We start from the raw sequence: 15068 nt of genomic DNA on the forward strand, positions 1-15068 counted from the left end.
AGGAGGTCCGCATGGAACTACGGGTGGGTGCCCGTTTAAGGAGCGCGGTGTGCACGACCGAAGTCATCGTCGTCCGAGCCGGGGGTGAAGATCTGACGTTGACATGTGGTGGCGGTCCGATGGTGGCTCTCGCTGAAGCCAGGGGTGCTCCGGTCGTTGCGCGGCCGGGTGTCGAGAACACCGCCCTCGTCGGAAAACGCTACCGGGACGAACAAAGTGGCCTCGAAATTCTGGTCACCAAGGCTGGGCCGGGGCCGTTGGCAGCCAACGGTCGGGAGTTACTTCGCAAGGAGGCCACGAAGCTGCCGAGCTCCGACTGATTCGGTGAGATCTCAGGGGCAACATCGCGACCCGAGCTCCCGCGGCGTGTGATGGGCGTCGGTGGCGGGATTGGCAAGGTCGCGCACCTGTAGCCCCTGAACCGTTGCGACCAAGACGTCGACCTGGTGTTCACGCCGTCGGAGTGAGAGTTCCCACGCTTCCGTATCGACGGCTCCGCCTCCTCGACAGTGGTGAGGATGCGGGCAATGACCCGACAGAAAGGGAGGTACCGCGGTTAGCCGTCTTGACGTTCATAATCGCGTCGCCGGTGTCGTTTCCCGGTTGGCGTGCCACGACCAGTCGCAGGTGGTCGCCGACCTCGTGGACGATCCCGTGAAACAGTTTGCGTTTCGAGCCGAAGTAAACGTGAGAACTGCCGCGGCCGAGGCCGACCTCGGTCACGATATCGCTCACCCAGGTCTCAAGGCGACCGTCTCTTTCGATGACGCTTCGTGCTGCGGAGGCGACGGCGCGGCGCGTACGTTTCAGTTGCCGTCTGCCCGCGTTGCAGATTTGGCACGGCGTCCAGCCCATGTTGCCACCTGGTCTGCGGGACCCTTCTCGTTCGCAGCCGTCGAGCACCCGCGTCGAGCGGTCAGTCACCGCTGTCACCCACGTCCACAATGTCCCGGGATCGACTATCCTGTTTGCTGCACATTCCAGGTCTTAGGCGCACGCGCCATGACTCCCCACGTCTTCCGCGTTGCTCGAGGCCGAACACGCGTCCGCACACAATCTCGATCGACGGCTCGCGGCATCGTGAATCCATTAGCGCCGCTTCAGTCGAAAACCGAAGTGTCCGTTCCCCAGTCGTGGGGAAATCGATCGACAACGATGTGGGAGGTTTGGCATGGACCAGATAATGGATGGCAAGGTCGTCATCATCACCGGGGCTGGCCGGGGGATCGGCCGAGCATATGCGCTTGAGTTTGCTAGGCAGGGCGCCAAGGTAGTGGTCAACGATCTCGGTGGCGACTCGATCGGCGGTGGTGTGTCCAGCGGGCCTGCCAGCGAGGTCGTCGACGAGATCCTGTCGTTTGGTGGTGACGCCGTCGCCGACGGTCACGACGTATCGGACTTCGATGCGGCGGGGAAGCTCATCGGTACCGCGGTAGAGCGCTTCGGTCAGCTCGACGTCCTCGTCAACAACGCCGGCATTCTGCGCGACCGCATGCTGGTAAGCATGCCAATCGAGGACTGGGACGCCGTGATACGGGTTCATCTGCGGGGCACGTTCGCGACCACGCGCTGGGCGGCCGAGCACTGGCGAGCCAGGGCGAAGGCGGACGGCCCAGTCGGCGCTCGGTTGATCAACACTAGCTCGGCCTCAGGGTTGTTCGCCCATGCGGGGCAGGCCAATTACGCAGTGGCAAAGTCAGGCATCGCGACCTTGACCGTCGTCGCAAGCAGAGAACTGGGCCGCTACGGCGTGACGGCGAACTGCGTCTATCCAACCGCCGTGAGCCGACTGACTGAGGACCTGTTCGCCGAGAGGGGCTTATTGGACGCCGCCGCCGACGAGTTTCAGCCCCTGGATCCTGCGAACTTCGCTCCCGTCGTCGTATGGTTGGCGAGCGACCGGTCGGCCGACATCACGGGGCGAGTCTTCGGGCTCCGAGGGGGAAAGATCACGGTGGCCGAAGGGTGGGCGGGCGGTCCAACCGTGGAATTGGGCCGACGCCTGACGTACGACGAACTCGACAGCATGGTGCCGGACATGGTGCGAGAAGCGGCGCCCAATGCCGATATTCGAGGGCTGCGAATCTCGGCGGCCAATCCGTAGGTTCGCAGCCTTCTCGAATCACCCGCCGCCAGATCGCCCGGTTACGCGGGTGATTCCGGCTGGCGTGTCGATCGGGTCAGGAATTTGGTTCGCTGCAAACGACGCTCACAAAGCTGACGCATGAGCCCGGTTGGCCGCCAAGGTTGTGCGTCAGCCCGAGCGTGCGACCACCTTTGGTGATCGACATGGCTTGGCGCTCCGGTGGTGCCTCTCCTCGGAGCTGAAGGAAGCACTCGAACAACATCCGGAGCCCGGATGCACCGATTGGATGTCCGAAGCTCTTCAATCCGCCGTCTGGGTTCACTGCCAGCTCGCCTGTGAGGTCAAAGGCTCCTGACAGCACGTCTTTCCAGCCTTGGCCGCGCTCCGAGAATCCAAGATCCTCCATGAGCACCAATTCGGTGGGGGTGAAGCAATCGTGTACCTCGGCTAAGGCTAACTCCGACCTCGGGTCGGTGATTCCGGCTTGGCTGTAAGCATCTTCGGCGCATCGCACCACCTCGGGAAAGGAGGTGTAGTCGTAATCTGGATGGCGCACTCCGGTGGCCGGGCCCGCCACGAAGGACAAGGCCTTCACGTAAATGGGCTTGTCCGTATAGCGGTAAGCGTCCTCGGCTCGGACGACGATGGCCGCCGCCGAGCCGTCGGACACTCCGGAGCAGTCGAATATGCCGAGATCACCAGCTACCAGCGGGCTGCAGGAGATTGTCTCCTGGCTAACTTCCTTGCGGAACTGCGCCCGCGTGTTGCGGGCGCCGTTGTAATGATTCTTCCAGGCGATCCGGGTCATGACCTCTTTCAGTTCACTGCGGCTCACGCCATACTTCTCGCAGTAGGCAGGGGCCAGCAGCGAGAACTTTGCGGGCGCCGTCACCGCTGACCTAGTCCCGTCGTGCGCGGGCTGACTCACGACGAGTCCCGAGTAGCCAGAGTCCTTCAACTTCTCGACGCCAACCGCCATCGCGACGTCGTACGCGCCTGCCGCGACCGCGTAGCACGCGTTGCGGAACGCTTCGCTGCCTGTCGCACAGGCATTTTCGAGACGGGATACCGGTTTGTAGTCCAACGCCAATGGGCTTGACAGCGTCAGGCCGCCTTGGCCGGAACCCATGGTGCCGAGCCAGAACGCGTCGATGTCGTCGATCTCGATCCCGGCTGAGGTGACAGCCTGCGAGGTGGAGTCGACTAGCATGGAGTCCGTCGATTGGTCCCAATGCTCGCCGAATGGGATGCATCCCATCCCCACGATCGCCACTCGATCGCAGATTCCGTGTGAACCCATCTCAATTGCCCTCCGCGTTCATCTGCGCCTCGCGCGCCGGCCGCGCCTTCCAGAAATAGTCTTGGACACCGTCGGCGGTGGTGTAGAGGCGTCGGAACGTCATCTTGACGCGCTGGCCGATCGTGAGCTCCGCGGGATCGACGTCGGTGAGCTCGCAGGCGTACCGCCCACCACCCTCGAAGTCCACAATCGCGGCGATCACAGGGCCTGCGGCGGAATACGCCAGCCGGTCCACGGTGTACGTGGTGATGACACCCTCGACGTCAGCGAGCGACTCCGGCTCCATTTGATCGATCTTGCGGCAGGACATGCAAACGCGCATCGGGGGCAGATGGCGGGTCCCGCAGTGTGTGCAGCGCGAACACTCAAGACCAAATTTCCAGCCGACATTGCGCAACGATGGCGGCGCGGCCGGACGGTCTGGATCGGGTCGGCGAGGCGGCTGGCTCTCCACCAATCCCCGCCAACTCAAGAAGCTCTGGTAGCTCAAGTTGGTGCGCCCCTCGGCCATTTGGTCGACGACTGATCGGGCCGCGCGGGCAGCTGGTAAAGCATCGGTTGCGCGGAGCAGTAGGACGTCGGCCCCGTCCGCGATAGTCGCCAGGCAGATCACGTCACCGGGATTCGCATCGTCGAGGGCGGATGCGAGCAGCACCCCGGGCTGCGCGGCGCCGGCCGCGCCGATGCGCCGCCGAAGGTCATCGCGAACGGCTGCGGCGTTGACCTTGACTCGGCCAGCGACCCGGCTAGCAGCCCTCTCGTGCGGGCCGGCTACCAGGAAGTGCGTGACGTCCGTGGGCAGTAACCCCGCCTTGGCTAAAGCCGCCGACACGGCCTGCTCGGCCAGCGGCATGTAGGCGGCCTCGCCGAACCGCTCCTCCCAAACCTTGCTGGCGACCTCACCGGGGATACGCCACCGGTCGAGGAACTCCGCCGTTACTGATGCCGAGGACAACTCGGTGGCAATCGGTTCGTCGTCGGGCGCGAATACGAACGCTGCGGCTGCGTCGCCGCCACCGCGTTCGTCACCAGAGCCCGACAGTCCGATACGGATGTCGGAGAGCACCGCTAGCGCAGGGCGGCCTACGGCGGCGGCGTCAGCGGCGGCTCGCAGGGCAGCGAACCCGGAGCGGACCGCACCGATCACGTCGTAGGCGCCGGTGTGTCGCTCCAAACCCAGCGCAGCATGGATTGTGTTCGCGTTGGTCTTGTCCGCGTAAGCCGGCGCGGTCGTCGCGAACCACACTTCGTGGTCGCGCCGTGGCGAGTTCGCGAGCGCTTCTCGAGCGGCCTCGACGCCCATGCTGGTCGTGTCCTCGTCGTAGGAGGCAACCGTTCGTGAACCCACTCCGGCCGGCGCACCGAGCGCCGCGCCGATCGTGGTTCTCTCCAACCGCCAGTACGGCAGATAGATCCCGTATCCGGTGACGTTCATGACATCTCCATCGATCGCTCCGTGTGGCCGACGCTTGGCTCATGCGTACACGACATGCATGTCGAAAAGCGAATGCGGGTGCGGTGCCAATCGATTATCAGCAGTCGAGCAACTCACGCGATCCGCGCTGTTCCTCCCACCAGTTCGGTCGTCGGGGGTCGGACGTCTGGTCCTGCAGTCGGCATCGACTGCACTGGTTGACCTTTCCGGATGCGACGCGCTAGCTCGCGCGCGACGTGGCGGCCGGGCCGGGGGAAGTGCCGGACCCAACTGCCACCCGCCAGCTTAACCAGCCTTATGCGGCCATGACGTCTGCTGCGCGCTCGAATAAGGCAACGGCAGTCTCGTGGAGGCGCTGACCCACGTCCATTTGTGCCTTGCCGGCGTAGGCGCGGGCGCGGGTGCCCTCGAGCAGGACACCGAGTTTGAAACAGGCCAGGACGGTGTACCACGGGATGGAAGAAAGGTCGCGGGAGGAAACGCGCGCGTATTGCGCGACAATCTCGTCGGCGTCTGCCAACCCCGTTGTGCCGCCGAGCTCGCCGCCAACTTCTCGCGGGTTTCCCGGAAGACGCCAAGTGGCCAACAACCACCCGAGATCTAGAAGCGGGTCGCCGATCGTGGACATTTCCCAGTCGACGATGGCGGCTACCTCCGGACCACTGCGCGAGAACATCACGTTGGCGGCATGGAAGTCGCCGTGCATGATGCCCGGCGAGAAGGTTGCGGGCTGATGTTGGAGCAACCAGGAGGCGATCTCCCTGACGCCGGGGAGGTAAGTACCTGGATACCCGGGATACGTCCTGTAGGACTCGAGCTCGGCAAGCCAACGCGGCACCTGTCGTTCCAGAAATCCCGCCGGCTTACCGAAGTCGGCCAAACCGCACGCCTCATAATCGATTTCGGCGAGTTTTGCGAGGGCGTCGGCCAGTTCCAATCCCATGCGGTGCCGTATAGACGGGTCACTCGCATGGAGCTGGGGCAGTTCGATACTGGCGTTGAATCCGTCTATCGGCGCCATCAGGTAGAAAACCGCCCCATGAAGCACTGCCGGGTCCGCGCAGGTAGCGATCAGCCTCGGGTGGGGGACTGCCGAATGCTCGAGCGCGCGCAGCACGCGGGCCTCGCGCATGATTGAGGCGTTACTTTTGGGCCTTAGGTGGATCGGGCCGCGGCGCAGCACGAAGGTGCGGCCGCCATGCTCGAACCGAACGAGGACATTCTGGGTTCCGCCACCAATCAAGGTGACGTCGTTGAGTGGTGCGTCGCCAAGTCCGTGGTCGGTCATCCATGCCGACACGGCTGCCGCGTCGATCGCCGGCCGCTCAGCCGACGAACCTTCATCGTCTGAGTTCAGTAGCGTGGTCAACTGTCCACTCGCAGACATGCGTGGGGCCGGGCTGGGCGACAGGGTCGAGCGGTGTCGATAGGTGTAGTGAAGCGCATCGCGATCTCCAGGATCAGTAGTGTTCCTCGTCCGTCCCACCCAAGGGGGATGGCTCGCCGGGGTCGTCGTCTCGTACGCATCCGTAACTCAGTCGGCCCGACTGGAAGTAACCTATTGCCCTTCGGATGTTGTTGGCAACGACGCCCCCGCCGATGATCATCGAGATCTGAAGCGGGCGAAGCATTGGATTGAGATGGGGTATCCGACGATTCGATCAGAACCAATGCCGGCCGAGGCAAACCCGGGCAAACGTCCATCCGGGGTCAAGTGGTTCGCATTAGTCGCTAATGGTGGTAGGTTTTCGCACCGGATGGGTGCTCAACATGCCAGCACGTGCGCTTGTCTGGGAGGTCGTGTGCAAAGTCATGTGGTTGTCCGGCGGTTGCAGCCAGCGTCCTTCGTCGTCGCCGCAACGGAGGACGTGTGAGCATGAGTCGAACTGATTGTGGCGTCGCCGAGGCACGGAGCCCGATTATGGTCCTCTTCCCGGAGGAGCTGTGAGCATCGCCCTGCTGCTCGAGATGGCAGCGACAACCAACCCCGACCGACCCGCACTAGTGTCGGGTGAGATACGCTGGACCGCAAAGGAATTGAGTGCGCTAGCCGACGGCGCGGCAGGCGTGATCGCCGCATCGGATGCGCAGCACGTGGCTTACGTCGGCGCCGGCGGGGAGATGCTGCCGCTGCTGCTATTCGGCTCCGCCAGGGCAGGTGTCGCGGTAACGCCGTTGAACTACCGCCTGTCGGCCGAGGCTCTGCGGGCGCTCATCGCCCGACTGCCCAATCCCCTCATCGTGGTTGACGACGAGTACCGCGACGTGGTCGACGGCAGGCGGATGATGAGCTCGACGGAGTTCGTCAACGCCGCCAAGGCAGCTGGACACATCCCACAATTCCCCGACCCGGATTCGGTCGCCGTGGTGCTCTTCACCTCGGGCACCACCGCGGCGCCCAAGGCCGTCGAACTTACCCATAACAACCTCACCAGCTACGTAACCGGTACCGTGGAGTTCGACTCCGCCGATCCGGGCGACGCCGCCCTCATCTGTGTGCCGCCCTACCACATCGCTGGTGTCGGCGCGGCGTTATCCAACGTGTTTGCAGGGCGAAAGATGGTCTATCTTAAGCACTTCGACGCGCTCGAGTGGGTCCGCCTGGTGGGTGCCGAAGGCGTCACATCTGCGACCGTGGTGCCCACGATGCTGAATCGCATCGTCGGACTGCTCGAGGAGGCGGCAAGCGACACGATCGCAATGCCTACCCTACGCACACTCGCGTACGGAGGTTCCAAGGTTGCACTTCCACTGGTCCACAGAGCGCTATCCCTTCTTCCGGGGGTCGGCTTCGTCAACGCCTACGGTCTCACCGAGACCAGTTCGACGATCGCAGTGTTGACCCCCGACGACCATCGGGCCGCGCTGGCCGCCAACGAGGATGCGGCGCTGCGCCGCCTCGCGTCGGTGGGTCATCCGGTGCCCGGGATCGAGGTGCAGATCCGCAGCGAGGACGGCACCGTCCTCGCGGCAGGTCAGACCGGCGAGCTGTTCGTCCGGGGCGATCAGGTGTCGGGAAGGTACACCGGTCTCGGCTCCGTGCTCGACGCCGATGGCTGGTTCCCCACGAGGGACGTTGCCATGCTCGACGACGCGGGTTACCTGTTCCTCGGCGGGCGATCTGACGACACCATCATCCGCGGAGGCGAGAATATCGCACCCGCCGAGATTGAAGATGTACTCGTCGAACACCCGCACGTATGCGATTGCGCGGTTGTCGGTCCCGAGGACCCGGAATGGGGTCAGATCATCGTCGCCGTCGTGGTTCCGACACCCGGCACCGATCCCGATCCGCAGGATCTGCGCACCCACGTTCGCACCCAGCTTCGCGGCTCCCGTACGCCGGACCGCGTCGTGTTTCGCTCAAAACTTCCCACGAACGCGACCGGGAAGATAATGCGCCGCGAGCTTGTTGACGAACTCAACGCAGCCAGCACGTCAGCACAATCATGAGTGAGATGCTCCTGCGACCCTTGAGTTCCGTTCATTTTGGCCTCACCTCCAAGAGTTGCCTCGCGGTGACGCTGTCTTAGCTGCCCGAATCCGTGAGAAGAACGGGTTCGGTACCGTCTCCGCCGCCCGAATTAGCATCAGCACCAATAGAATCGCATCGCTGCCGAAAGCCGGCGGCACCCCAAAATTCACGAGATCGGTCGACATCGTCGAATTGCCACCGACGAGCGCTGCGCCGCTGCCGCCGACGGCGGCCAAGTAGTACCAATTCGCGATGCTGCTGCCGACACCAACTTATGAGTTGGCTGGAGGCCGGTGTGTTTGACCAGCGACGACGTCCCACGGCAACCCGCCCTGTTGGACCGATGAGCCCAGGAGAGACATCGGATGCGGGTGCTACGGCGGTAAGGTCGGGCCGATGAAAGAGACCGCTGTCTCCAAGCCCTGGCCGGAGCGAAACAACGGCACCACACCCGTAACGCGCGGCGGACACGTACCCACTGGCGTCGGTGCCGACCGCCGCGTCAAAGCGGCTGCACGGTTGACGAAAAATCCGAACAAACGCGCCAGAGCCTTCTGGTTGCAGCCCGTCGAGTCTTCGAGCGCGACGGATACATGGATGCCCGGGTGGCGGACATCGCGCTAGAAGCCGGTGTCGCACATGGCAGCTTCTACACTTATTTCCCGTCGAAGCGCGAAGCATTCCGGGAAGCCATCGATCAGGTGAACGAGCTGATCATGGCGGCGGTCGCCCACGCGCCAGACGACATCCCCGGTCACACCCTCGCTATCTAGACAGCGCGAACCGGCGCTACCTTCGCACACACCGCGAGAATGCACGCATTCTGGCCCCCATGGAACAAGCAGCCTCCGCCGATCCAGATGTCCACGAATTCCGTATCAGTGGACGCCTACACCATGTCACGCGCATCGAGAAAGTGATTGTCGCCTTGCAGAAACGCGGGGTTGCCCACCTCGACATCGATCCTCGGACGACCGCAGGCGCTTTGGTGGCGATGCTGGCGAGCTATGTCTATTGGGCGCCCCTGGACGACTCATACGACGAGGACCTCGACGGCAACCGTCACGGCCACGACGACCGAACGACGTCGCTTTCATCATTTTCACCCAGTGGGAGCCCATGACCGCTTGTCCAGGCAAGTTGCTGCCTGTTGCCTAGCGCTCGCCGGACTCTCAACGCACGTGGGGGATCACTTCGCCGCCAAGCCGCTGCGTTTGCTCGCGGAGTTCGTCGGGGCTGAAGTCGGCGCCTCCCGGTCGAAAGACGAAGTTAACGACACCTTGATCTTTCAGCAAGCCCACATCCTCGAGGATCTGCTCGACGCTGCCGGTCAGGCGACGACGATCCGATCTGTCAATAGGTTTTGCCGTCACGGCGCCCATTGGACCGCTATAGGACAGGACCGGCATCGGTTTGCCCAGCTGGTCACGGAGATCTTGCAACCGGGCTACGCAATGACCGTATTCCTCAGGACTTAAGTGCAATGGGTGCCAGCCGTCGCCGAAGTAGGCGGCGCGCCGCAGCGCCGAGATTGAGGATCCACCGACCCAGATTGGCGGATGCGGGCGCTGAATCGTCGGCGGCCTTAATTCCTGTGTAGCGACGGTGATGTGCTCGCCTGCGAAAGTGACGGGTTCCTCGGACCACACAGCCTGCCAGACGCGCAAGTATTCATTGGTGACGGCACCTCGGTCCCGATAGTTTGCGCCGAGTGCAGCGAATTCCGATTCTAGGTAGCCGCATCCAACGCCAACTATCAATCGGCCTTGGCTCAACACGTCGAGGGTCGCCAGCGCTTTGGCTGCGAGAACGGGATGTCGGTAGGGCACTATGAGTACGTCGGTGCCCAGTGTGATCCGCGGGACGATCGGCGCCAGGCCAGCTAGCAACGTCAGTGCGTCGTACCAAACTGATCCGAACTGTGGCGTGGGTCCGGCGACAAGATGATCCACCAACCAAAAACCGTCGAATCCCGCCGCTTCGACGGTTGTCGCGAACCGAACGACGTCGTCGTAGTCCATCTGGTGGTCAAAGAATGGTAGCGCGACACCAAATGTCGCTCGGCGGGATTGGGCGTCCACGCTGCGGAACGGCGTTACTCGGTTCACAGCGGAACCATCCCGCTGTCGATCGCGAGCACCTGGCCCGTCATGAAACTCGATGCCGCAGAGGCCAAGAATAGTGCCGGTCCTACCATCTCCCGAGGGTCCCCGACACGTCGCATGAGGGTCGAATCGACCATGAACTGCTGCACACGATCACTATTCGCGCGCATCATCTTCGTCTCGATGGGACCGGGGGACAACGCATTTACGCGTATACCGTCGCGTGCAAACGTCGCCGCCATGGAACGGGTGAGCGACAGCAGAGCCAGTTTCGCGCTGGCATAGAGAGGCATAGTGTTGGCCCACATAAACGCACCCTGGGAGATCACGTTGATAATCGAGGCAGCAGGGGCGTTCTTCAGACTTGGCAATGCCGCCTGCACCAGAAACAACGGACCTCGGACGTCGACGTCGTAGACTTCTGCGAACGCCTCGGGGGTGATGTGTCCATGACGTGGGCCCGAGGCGGTTGCGGCGTTGTTCACGACTATGTCGAGTCGGCCAAAGTTGTCGAGAGCAGCAGCGACCAAGGCCGGACCAGCATCTAAGTCCGCCATGTCAACCGGGAGTGCAATCACGTGGCCGCCGCGGTGTGTAAGAGCTACTGCGGTGGATGCGCAGATGCTGGCGTTGCGACTGCCGATCACGACCTTGGCGCCGGCATCTACGAGCCCCTCGGCAATCGCGAGTCCTATACCGCTTGTGCCTCCCGTAACAATTGCGACACGGCCGGACAAGTCGATCAGATCGTTAAGGGGGGACTGCCGTGGGATGAAATTTACTTCGTGTGGCATTGAATTATTCTCCGAGTAGGGGTCTCATGACGCACGCCAGCGTTCATGACTGCTTGCCTTGCAACTGCAAAATGATCATGCATACCGTGACGGCTTAGTAGACGGTCCACGAAGATCATGCTTGTACTTGTGAAATTTGATTCTGCCTAGGACACCTCGGAACCCGGTGCAGCAGAATGGAGGTCATCGCGAACGCCCTATTACCTCGATGCAACTGAACCACACGGCGGACGCTCGATTGCTAACTGCGTCATGATCAAGACCGCCTCAGAGACGCGCTAGCGTGGTCACTTCTCGGGCGTGAAGACGATCGGCAATTCGAGTACGCCCCGAACTTGCGATGAATGAGTGATCGTGGGTTTGGTCAAATCGATTTGGTAGTCAGGGATTCGACGATGGATCTCTTCAAGCGCGATGGTGAGCTCGATGCGAGCCAGATGCGACCCAAGGCACCGATGGGGACCAGAGCCGAACGTCAAGTGCCGGTTGGGAGTGCGACCCAGTTCGATCGAACTAGGATCGTCGAACTGCCGCCGGTCACGATTTGCGCCCGCGATGATTATTAACAACTGATCGTCCGCCTTGAGTCGCAGTCCGCCTAACTGGGTGTCTCGCACAACGCGGCGCCCCATTGACACGGACGCCTCGTAGCGCAGGATCTCCTCTACCGCAGCGGGCACCAGACTGACGTCGTCGATTAAGCGTTGCCGTTGCTCGGGTTGGCTTGCGAGGATCATCAAGGTCCACGCAAGACTGCCCTGAACGGTATGCAGTCCAGCAATGAGTAGCAAGAACATCATTCGACATAGTTCGTCATCGGTTAGCGCACGCGGGCCATCGTCGAGTTCCAACGGTGCGTTGATGATCATCGTTGTGATGTCATTGGCGTCCGAGCGCGCCCGACGGTCCGCCACCACTCGTCCGAAATACTCGAACATGCCTTGCGCAGCTTGTAGTCGTGCAGCGGCGTTCTCTGCCTCGGTTGCGCCCGGTTTGCCGAAGACCGTGATGTCGGTAGCCGCGGCGAATAACGGCGCATCTTCAGCCGGCCATCCCATCAGTGAAAGAAAGACCGCCGTGGGTAGTTCATGGGCAAACTCGGAGATGAACTCGGCTGCACCGCGTTTGGCGAAGCCGTCGATGAGCCGGTTCACCGTCGACCTGATGTCAGCTTCTAGAGCTTTCATGCGCGCAGGATTAAACAGCGGCTGCAGTACCCTTCGGAATGCGTTGTGCTCTGGAGGATCAAGTTCAAGCGGGAGGAACTGACCGTCACCCGCGCCAACCAAGTTGACAACGGAACTCGAGAAGAGATCGGCGTCGCGGAGCACGGCGTGCGCTTCGTCATAGCCGGTGATGATCCAGTGACCGCCGTGTGCGGTGGAAAACACAATTGGCCCCATGGTCGCAAGCTCAGCGACCCTCGTATTCAGCACGTCGACGTCACCGGCGAGCGCTGGGTCGTAGATGTCGAAGTTGGTGATCAGATGCTGCGGAGCATCAGCAAAGCTTGCCGTCACGTCATTCCATCCTCAAAAGTCCATCTCGTCCTGAGGTAAACCTTAAGACAGTAGGTGATCGAGGTCAATGCCAGGTGCCAACCCTCGCCGCGTCGTTGTGTAGCCTCGGCACCGCAACCGTGATGCGGCGGATTACGAATAGACGGCGTACCTGTGTCCGACCATATGCAACCGCTGACGACACCAGAGCGCCGATGTAGGAACGCGGCAACCGGCGCCACGGTGGTGTGAGGCCGACGAACGCTCGCTCTTCATTTGATGTGCGGCGCGCTCTTCTCATCTTGGGGAATCGTGACTGCAGTGTCAGTCCAGGTCGACGGTCACCATCACAGCCGCGTGTCGTTAGCCCGTGATCTGCGTGCGCAAGGACCGCGTGATCCTCTTCTCCGCGGCCTATCGCGCGGCACCGATAAGGTGACCTTCGCGCGGCTCCTACTCGACCGGTCCGCGCAAGTGCAACCGGTTCGTGGCGGCACCATAATTCCGTCGACCTGCGCAACTTGCGCGAGATATTCACCGCCACTTGATAGTCGCGCAGTCCGTGGCGTGATGAAGGCGGCGGGCATCCGCTGCGACGAGCCGGGCTCCGATCGAGACCCCGTTGGTACGCCGTACATCGTCTCAGCTGTTCATCGGATCGACACGTCCAGATCGACCTCCAGAGCCCGATCGTGACGCACCACTTCAACATCGCCCGCACGGTGCCCGAACATGGGCATGCTCTTACTTAGGCATCTGCTGATGTTCGGTCCCTGCGAGGAGTTGCTGAGCTCGGACAAGTCAGTGGCCAGAGCAGCTCCTCGACTGTTGTATGCACTGGCCCGGGCCGCCCAGTCGTGGCCGGGGGTTGCCGACGTCGACGGGATCGACCAGCACCTATAGCCCTGCAGGTTGTGAAAGACGGCCTGGCCGACGGGTGAATTATGGTGTCGCGTTTAATCGGGCTGGGCCTTCACCTGATGTCTCTAGGTAAATCGGAGGGGCGGCCGTGAGTGAGTTATTCGGGGTCGAAGTGCAACCCGAAAGACCGGGTCGATGGGGAACACCCGTTGGGACCAGATCTGACGGATACTGAGGGGCATGCCACGTCCGTCGAAGCCATTAATCCAGCGTGACTCCGTGGTAGAGGCGTCGCTGCGGATCATCGACACCGAGGGATTGGCCGCGTTCAGCCTCCCTCGACTCGCTCGAGAGCTCAACGTGCGGGCGCCGTCGCTTTACCATCACTTCGAGGATAAGGCGGCAATCCTACGAGCTGTAGCGCGGGCCGTCATGCTCGAAGTTCGCTATCCTGATCCCAACTCGGTTCCCAATTGGATTGAATGGCAGGTCGCCCTGAGTTTGGCGGCCCGCGATTCGATCCTTCGTCACGGCAACGCCGCGCCGATCCTCCTCGAATTCATGCCACGTGATGTCATGATCGCGGCATACAACCGGAGCGCTGCGTTGATGTTCAGCCTCGGCGTGCCGGTCGACAAAGTTCTCACGGTCATTGACGGCCTCGACAAGTTGACCATCAGCGCTGCCCTGAGCGAGGCGATGCGAGGCATTGATGACCATGGGCAGTTATTTGGGAACGCGGATCCCGCGCTACAGCCAGACCTTGCAAAGGCGGTGGCCGCAAACCGGCGATCGACCGCCGGTGTTTTCGCTGAATCCATCCGCAGCTTTCTGCGCGGCGCTGCCCCGGATGTGCCTGACACGGCTCCCGCTCCAACTCACGAGATCCTTCTGCCGAACAACCAATGGCCGGTTGCATCGCCTGCGGCTTCCTGAAGAGCACTCATTCGTGATTCCTGTCTCGAATAGGTAGTTCCGCAGGGAGGTGAATCCCCGAGTACCGATATGCGTGGATCGCGCCTAACGCTTCGATCCTTGCTCCAAAATCCGCAGCACCACCGATGTTAGGAGGTGGGGTTAGTTGTGATGTCCAGGGAGGTTGTCCCGATTTTTATCGGTGAGCCTGTGTGACAGGGAAGGCCTCCGGTTGTGAAGTGGAACTGCTTCTGTCAATGGCCAAGTAGAAGTCCCCGCTGGTGGCCAGATGAAATTGGCCACTCGGCCCGTTAACTCCTTCGGTAGGCAACTGGGTCGATGAGTGGAAACCAGCAGTGGTCACCGATGGCCAGCGCTCACGCCCTAAATCCGTAGTGTTCCCGCTCCGACCGTCAAAAGCTCGGTGCATCCGCCCACTCGCCGATCTGGAAGCAGGCGTGCTCCTCCTCCTGCTCGAAGGACAGCCGCCGGACGATTCTCGCTGCGCCTTCGTCATCCGGGTCGATGCGTATGACTGCCACCTGGGCGCCCTCCTTCAGCAGAGCTTCAAGTGCGTCGCTGAGAAGCGCTGTTCCCA

Annotated in this window: 14 protein-coding genes and 1 pseudogene; 7 read left to right on the forward strand and 8 right to left on the reverse strand. The window is 62.2% G+C overall.

Annotated elements, in window-relative coordinates; genetic code table 11:
* The first annotated feature begins 11 nt into the window (after positions 1 to 11).
* Positions 12 to 320 carry a hypothetical protein gene (locus WAN02_RS06250; protein ID WP_422263300.1) on the forward strand — a complete coding sequence of 103 codons (309 nt, stop codon included), beginning with the start codon at positions 12 to 14 and terminating at the stop codon, positions 318 to 320.
* 130 nt (positions 321 to 450) lie between these two features.
* Here the strand turns inward: WAN02_RS06250 and WAN02_RS06255 are convergent, their stop codons facing one another.
* Positions 451 to 855 (reverse strand): TetR/AcrR family transcriptional regulator, encoded by a 405-nt coding sequence (locus WAN02_RS06255; protein WP_422263311.1) that lies wholly within the window; start codon positions 853 to 855, stop codon positions 451 to 453.
* A gap of 316 nt (positions 856 to 1171) precedes the next feature.
* On the opposite strand from WAN02_RS06255, the gene WAN02_RS06260 reads away from it, so the two are divergent.
* The gene (locus WAN02_RS06260; RefSeq protein WP_422263301.1) at positions 1172 to 2104 is read left to right on the forward strand and encodes an SDR family oxidoreductase; all 933 of its coding nucleotides are present in this window, start codon (positions 1172 to 1174) and stop codon (positions 2102 to 2104) included.
* 76 nt (positions 2105 to 2180) lie between these two features.
* Here the strand turns inward: WAN02_RS06260 and WAN02_RS06265 are convergent, their stop codons facing one another.
* The 3 genes from WAN02_RS06265 to WAN02_RS06275 all read right to left on the reverse strand — a co-directional run bounded on the left by WAN02_RS06265 (position 2181) and on the right by WAN02_RS06275 (position 6109).
* Positions 2181 to 3386, reverse strand: a complete 1206-nt coding sequence (locus WAN02_RS06265; RefSeq protein WP_422263302.1) for an acetyl-CoA acetyltransferase — start codon at positions 3384 to 3386, stop codon at positions 2181 to 2183.
* Between the two features lies 1 nt (position 3387).
* The gene (locus WAN02_RS06270) at positions 3388 to 4821 is read right to left on the reverse strand and encodes an OB-fold domain-containing protein (protein WP_422263303.1); all 1434 of its coding nucleotides are present in this window, start codon (positions 4819 to 4821) and stop codon (positions 3388 to 3390) included.
* A gap of 295 nt (positions 4822 to 5116) precedes the next feature.
* Positions 5117 to 6109, reverse strand: a complete 993-nt coding sequence (locus tag WAN02_RS06275) for a phosphotransferase family protein (RefSeq protein ID WP_422263312.1) — start codon at positions 6107 to 6109, stop codon at positions 5117 to 5119.
* Between the two features lie 656 nt (positions 6110 to 6765).
* Here WAN02_RS06275 and WAN02_RS06280 point away from each other — a divergent pair.
* The 3 genes from WAN02_RS06280 to WAN02_RS06290 all read left to right on the forward strand — a co-directional run bounded on the left by WAN02_RS06280 (position 6766) and on the right by WAN02_RS06290 (position 9419).
* Positions 6766 to 8274 carry a class I adenylate-forming enzyme family protein gene (locus tag WAN02_RS06280; RefSeq protein WP_422263304.1) on the forward strand — a complete coding sequence of 503 codons (1509 nt, stop codon included), beginning with the start codon at positions 6766 to 6768 and terminating at the stop codon, positions 8272 to 8274.
* A 576-nt stretch (positions 8275 to 8850) separates the two neighbouring features.
* Positions 8851 to 9069 carry a TetR/AcrR family transcriptional regulator gene (locus WAN02_RS06285; RefSeq protein ID WP_422263313.1) on the forward strand — a complete coding sequence of 73 codons (219 nt, stop codon included), beginning with the start codon at positions 8851 to 8853 and terminating at the stop codon, positions 9067 to 9069.
* A 59-nt stretch (positions 9070 to 9128) separates the two neighbouring features.
* The gene (locus WAN02_RS06290; RefSeq protein ID WP_422263305.1) at positions 9129 to 9419 is read left to right on the forward strand and encodes a hypothetical protein; all 291 of its coding nucleotides are present in this window, start codon (positions 9129 to 9131) and stop codon (positions 9417 to 9419) included.
* 49 nt (positions 9420 to 9468) lie between these two features.
* Here WAN02_RS06290 and WAN02_RS06295 read toward each other — a convergent pair whose 3' ends face one another.
* The 3 genes from WAN02_RS06295 to WAN02_RS06305 all read right to left on the reverse strand — a co-directional run bounded on the left by WAN02_RS06295 (position 9469) and on the right by WAN02_RS06305 (position 12715).
* Entirely contained in the window at positions 9469 to 10404 is a 936-nt protein-coding gene (locus WAN02_RS06295; protein ID WP_422263306.1) for a TIGR03619 family F420-dependent LLM class oxidoreductase, read from the reverse strand.
* The gene (locus tag WAN02_RS06300) at positions 10401 to 11138 is read right to left on the reverse strand and encodes an SDR family NAD(P)-dependent oxidoreductase (RefSeq protein ID WP_422263307.1); all 738 of its coding nucleotides are present in this window, start codon (positions 11136 to 11138) and stop codon (positions 10401 to 10403) included. Before WAN02_RS06300 ends, WAN02_RS06295 begins: the two co-directional genes overlap by 4 nt.
* A gap of 344 nt (positions 11139 to 11482) precedes the next feature.
* The gene (locus WAN02_RS06305) at positions 11483 to 12715 is read right to left on the reverse strand and encodes a cytochrome P450 (RefSeq protein WP_422263308.1); all 1233 of its coding nucleotides are present in this window, start codon (positions 12713 to 12715) and stop codon (positions 11483 to 11485) included.
* 741 nt (positions 12716 to 13456) lie between these two features.
* Here WAN02_RS06305 and WAN02_RS06310 point away from each other — a divergent pair.
* Both WAN02_RS06310 and WAN02_RS06315 read left to right on the forward strand, forming a co-directional pair.
* Positions 13457 to 13597, forward strand: a complete 141-nt coding sequence (locus tag WAN02_RS06310) for a hypothetical protein (RefSeq protein ID WP_422263309.1) — start codon at positions 13457 to 13459, stop codon at positions 13595 to 13597.
* Positions 13598 to 13795: 198 nt separating this feature from the next.
* Positions 13796 to 14491, forward strand: coding sequence for a TetR/AcrR family transcriptional regulator (locus WAN02_RS06315; RefSeq protein ID WP_422263310.1), 696 nt, complete (start codon positions 13796 to 13798; stop codon positions 14489 to 14491).
* 392 nt (positions 14492 to 14883) lie between these two features.
* Here the strand turns inward: WAN02_RS06315 and WAN02_RS06320 are convergent.
* Positions 14884 to 15068 (reverse strand): annotated as a pseudogene (locus WAN02_RS06320) (GNAT family N-acetyltransferase); the annotation flags it as partial.

The organism is Mycobacterium sp. (genome assembly GCF_049281135.1).
GTDB lineage: Bacteria > Actinomycetota > Actinomycetes > Mycobacteriales > Mycobacteriaceae > Mycobacterium.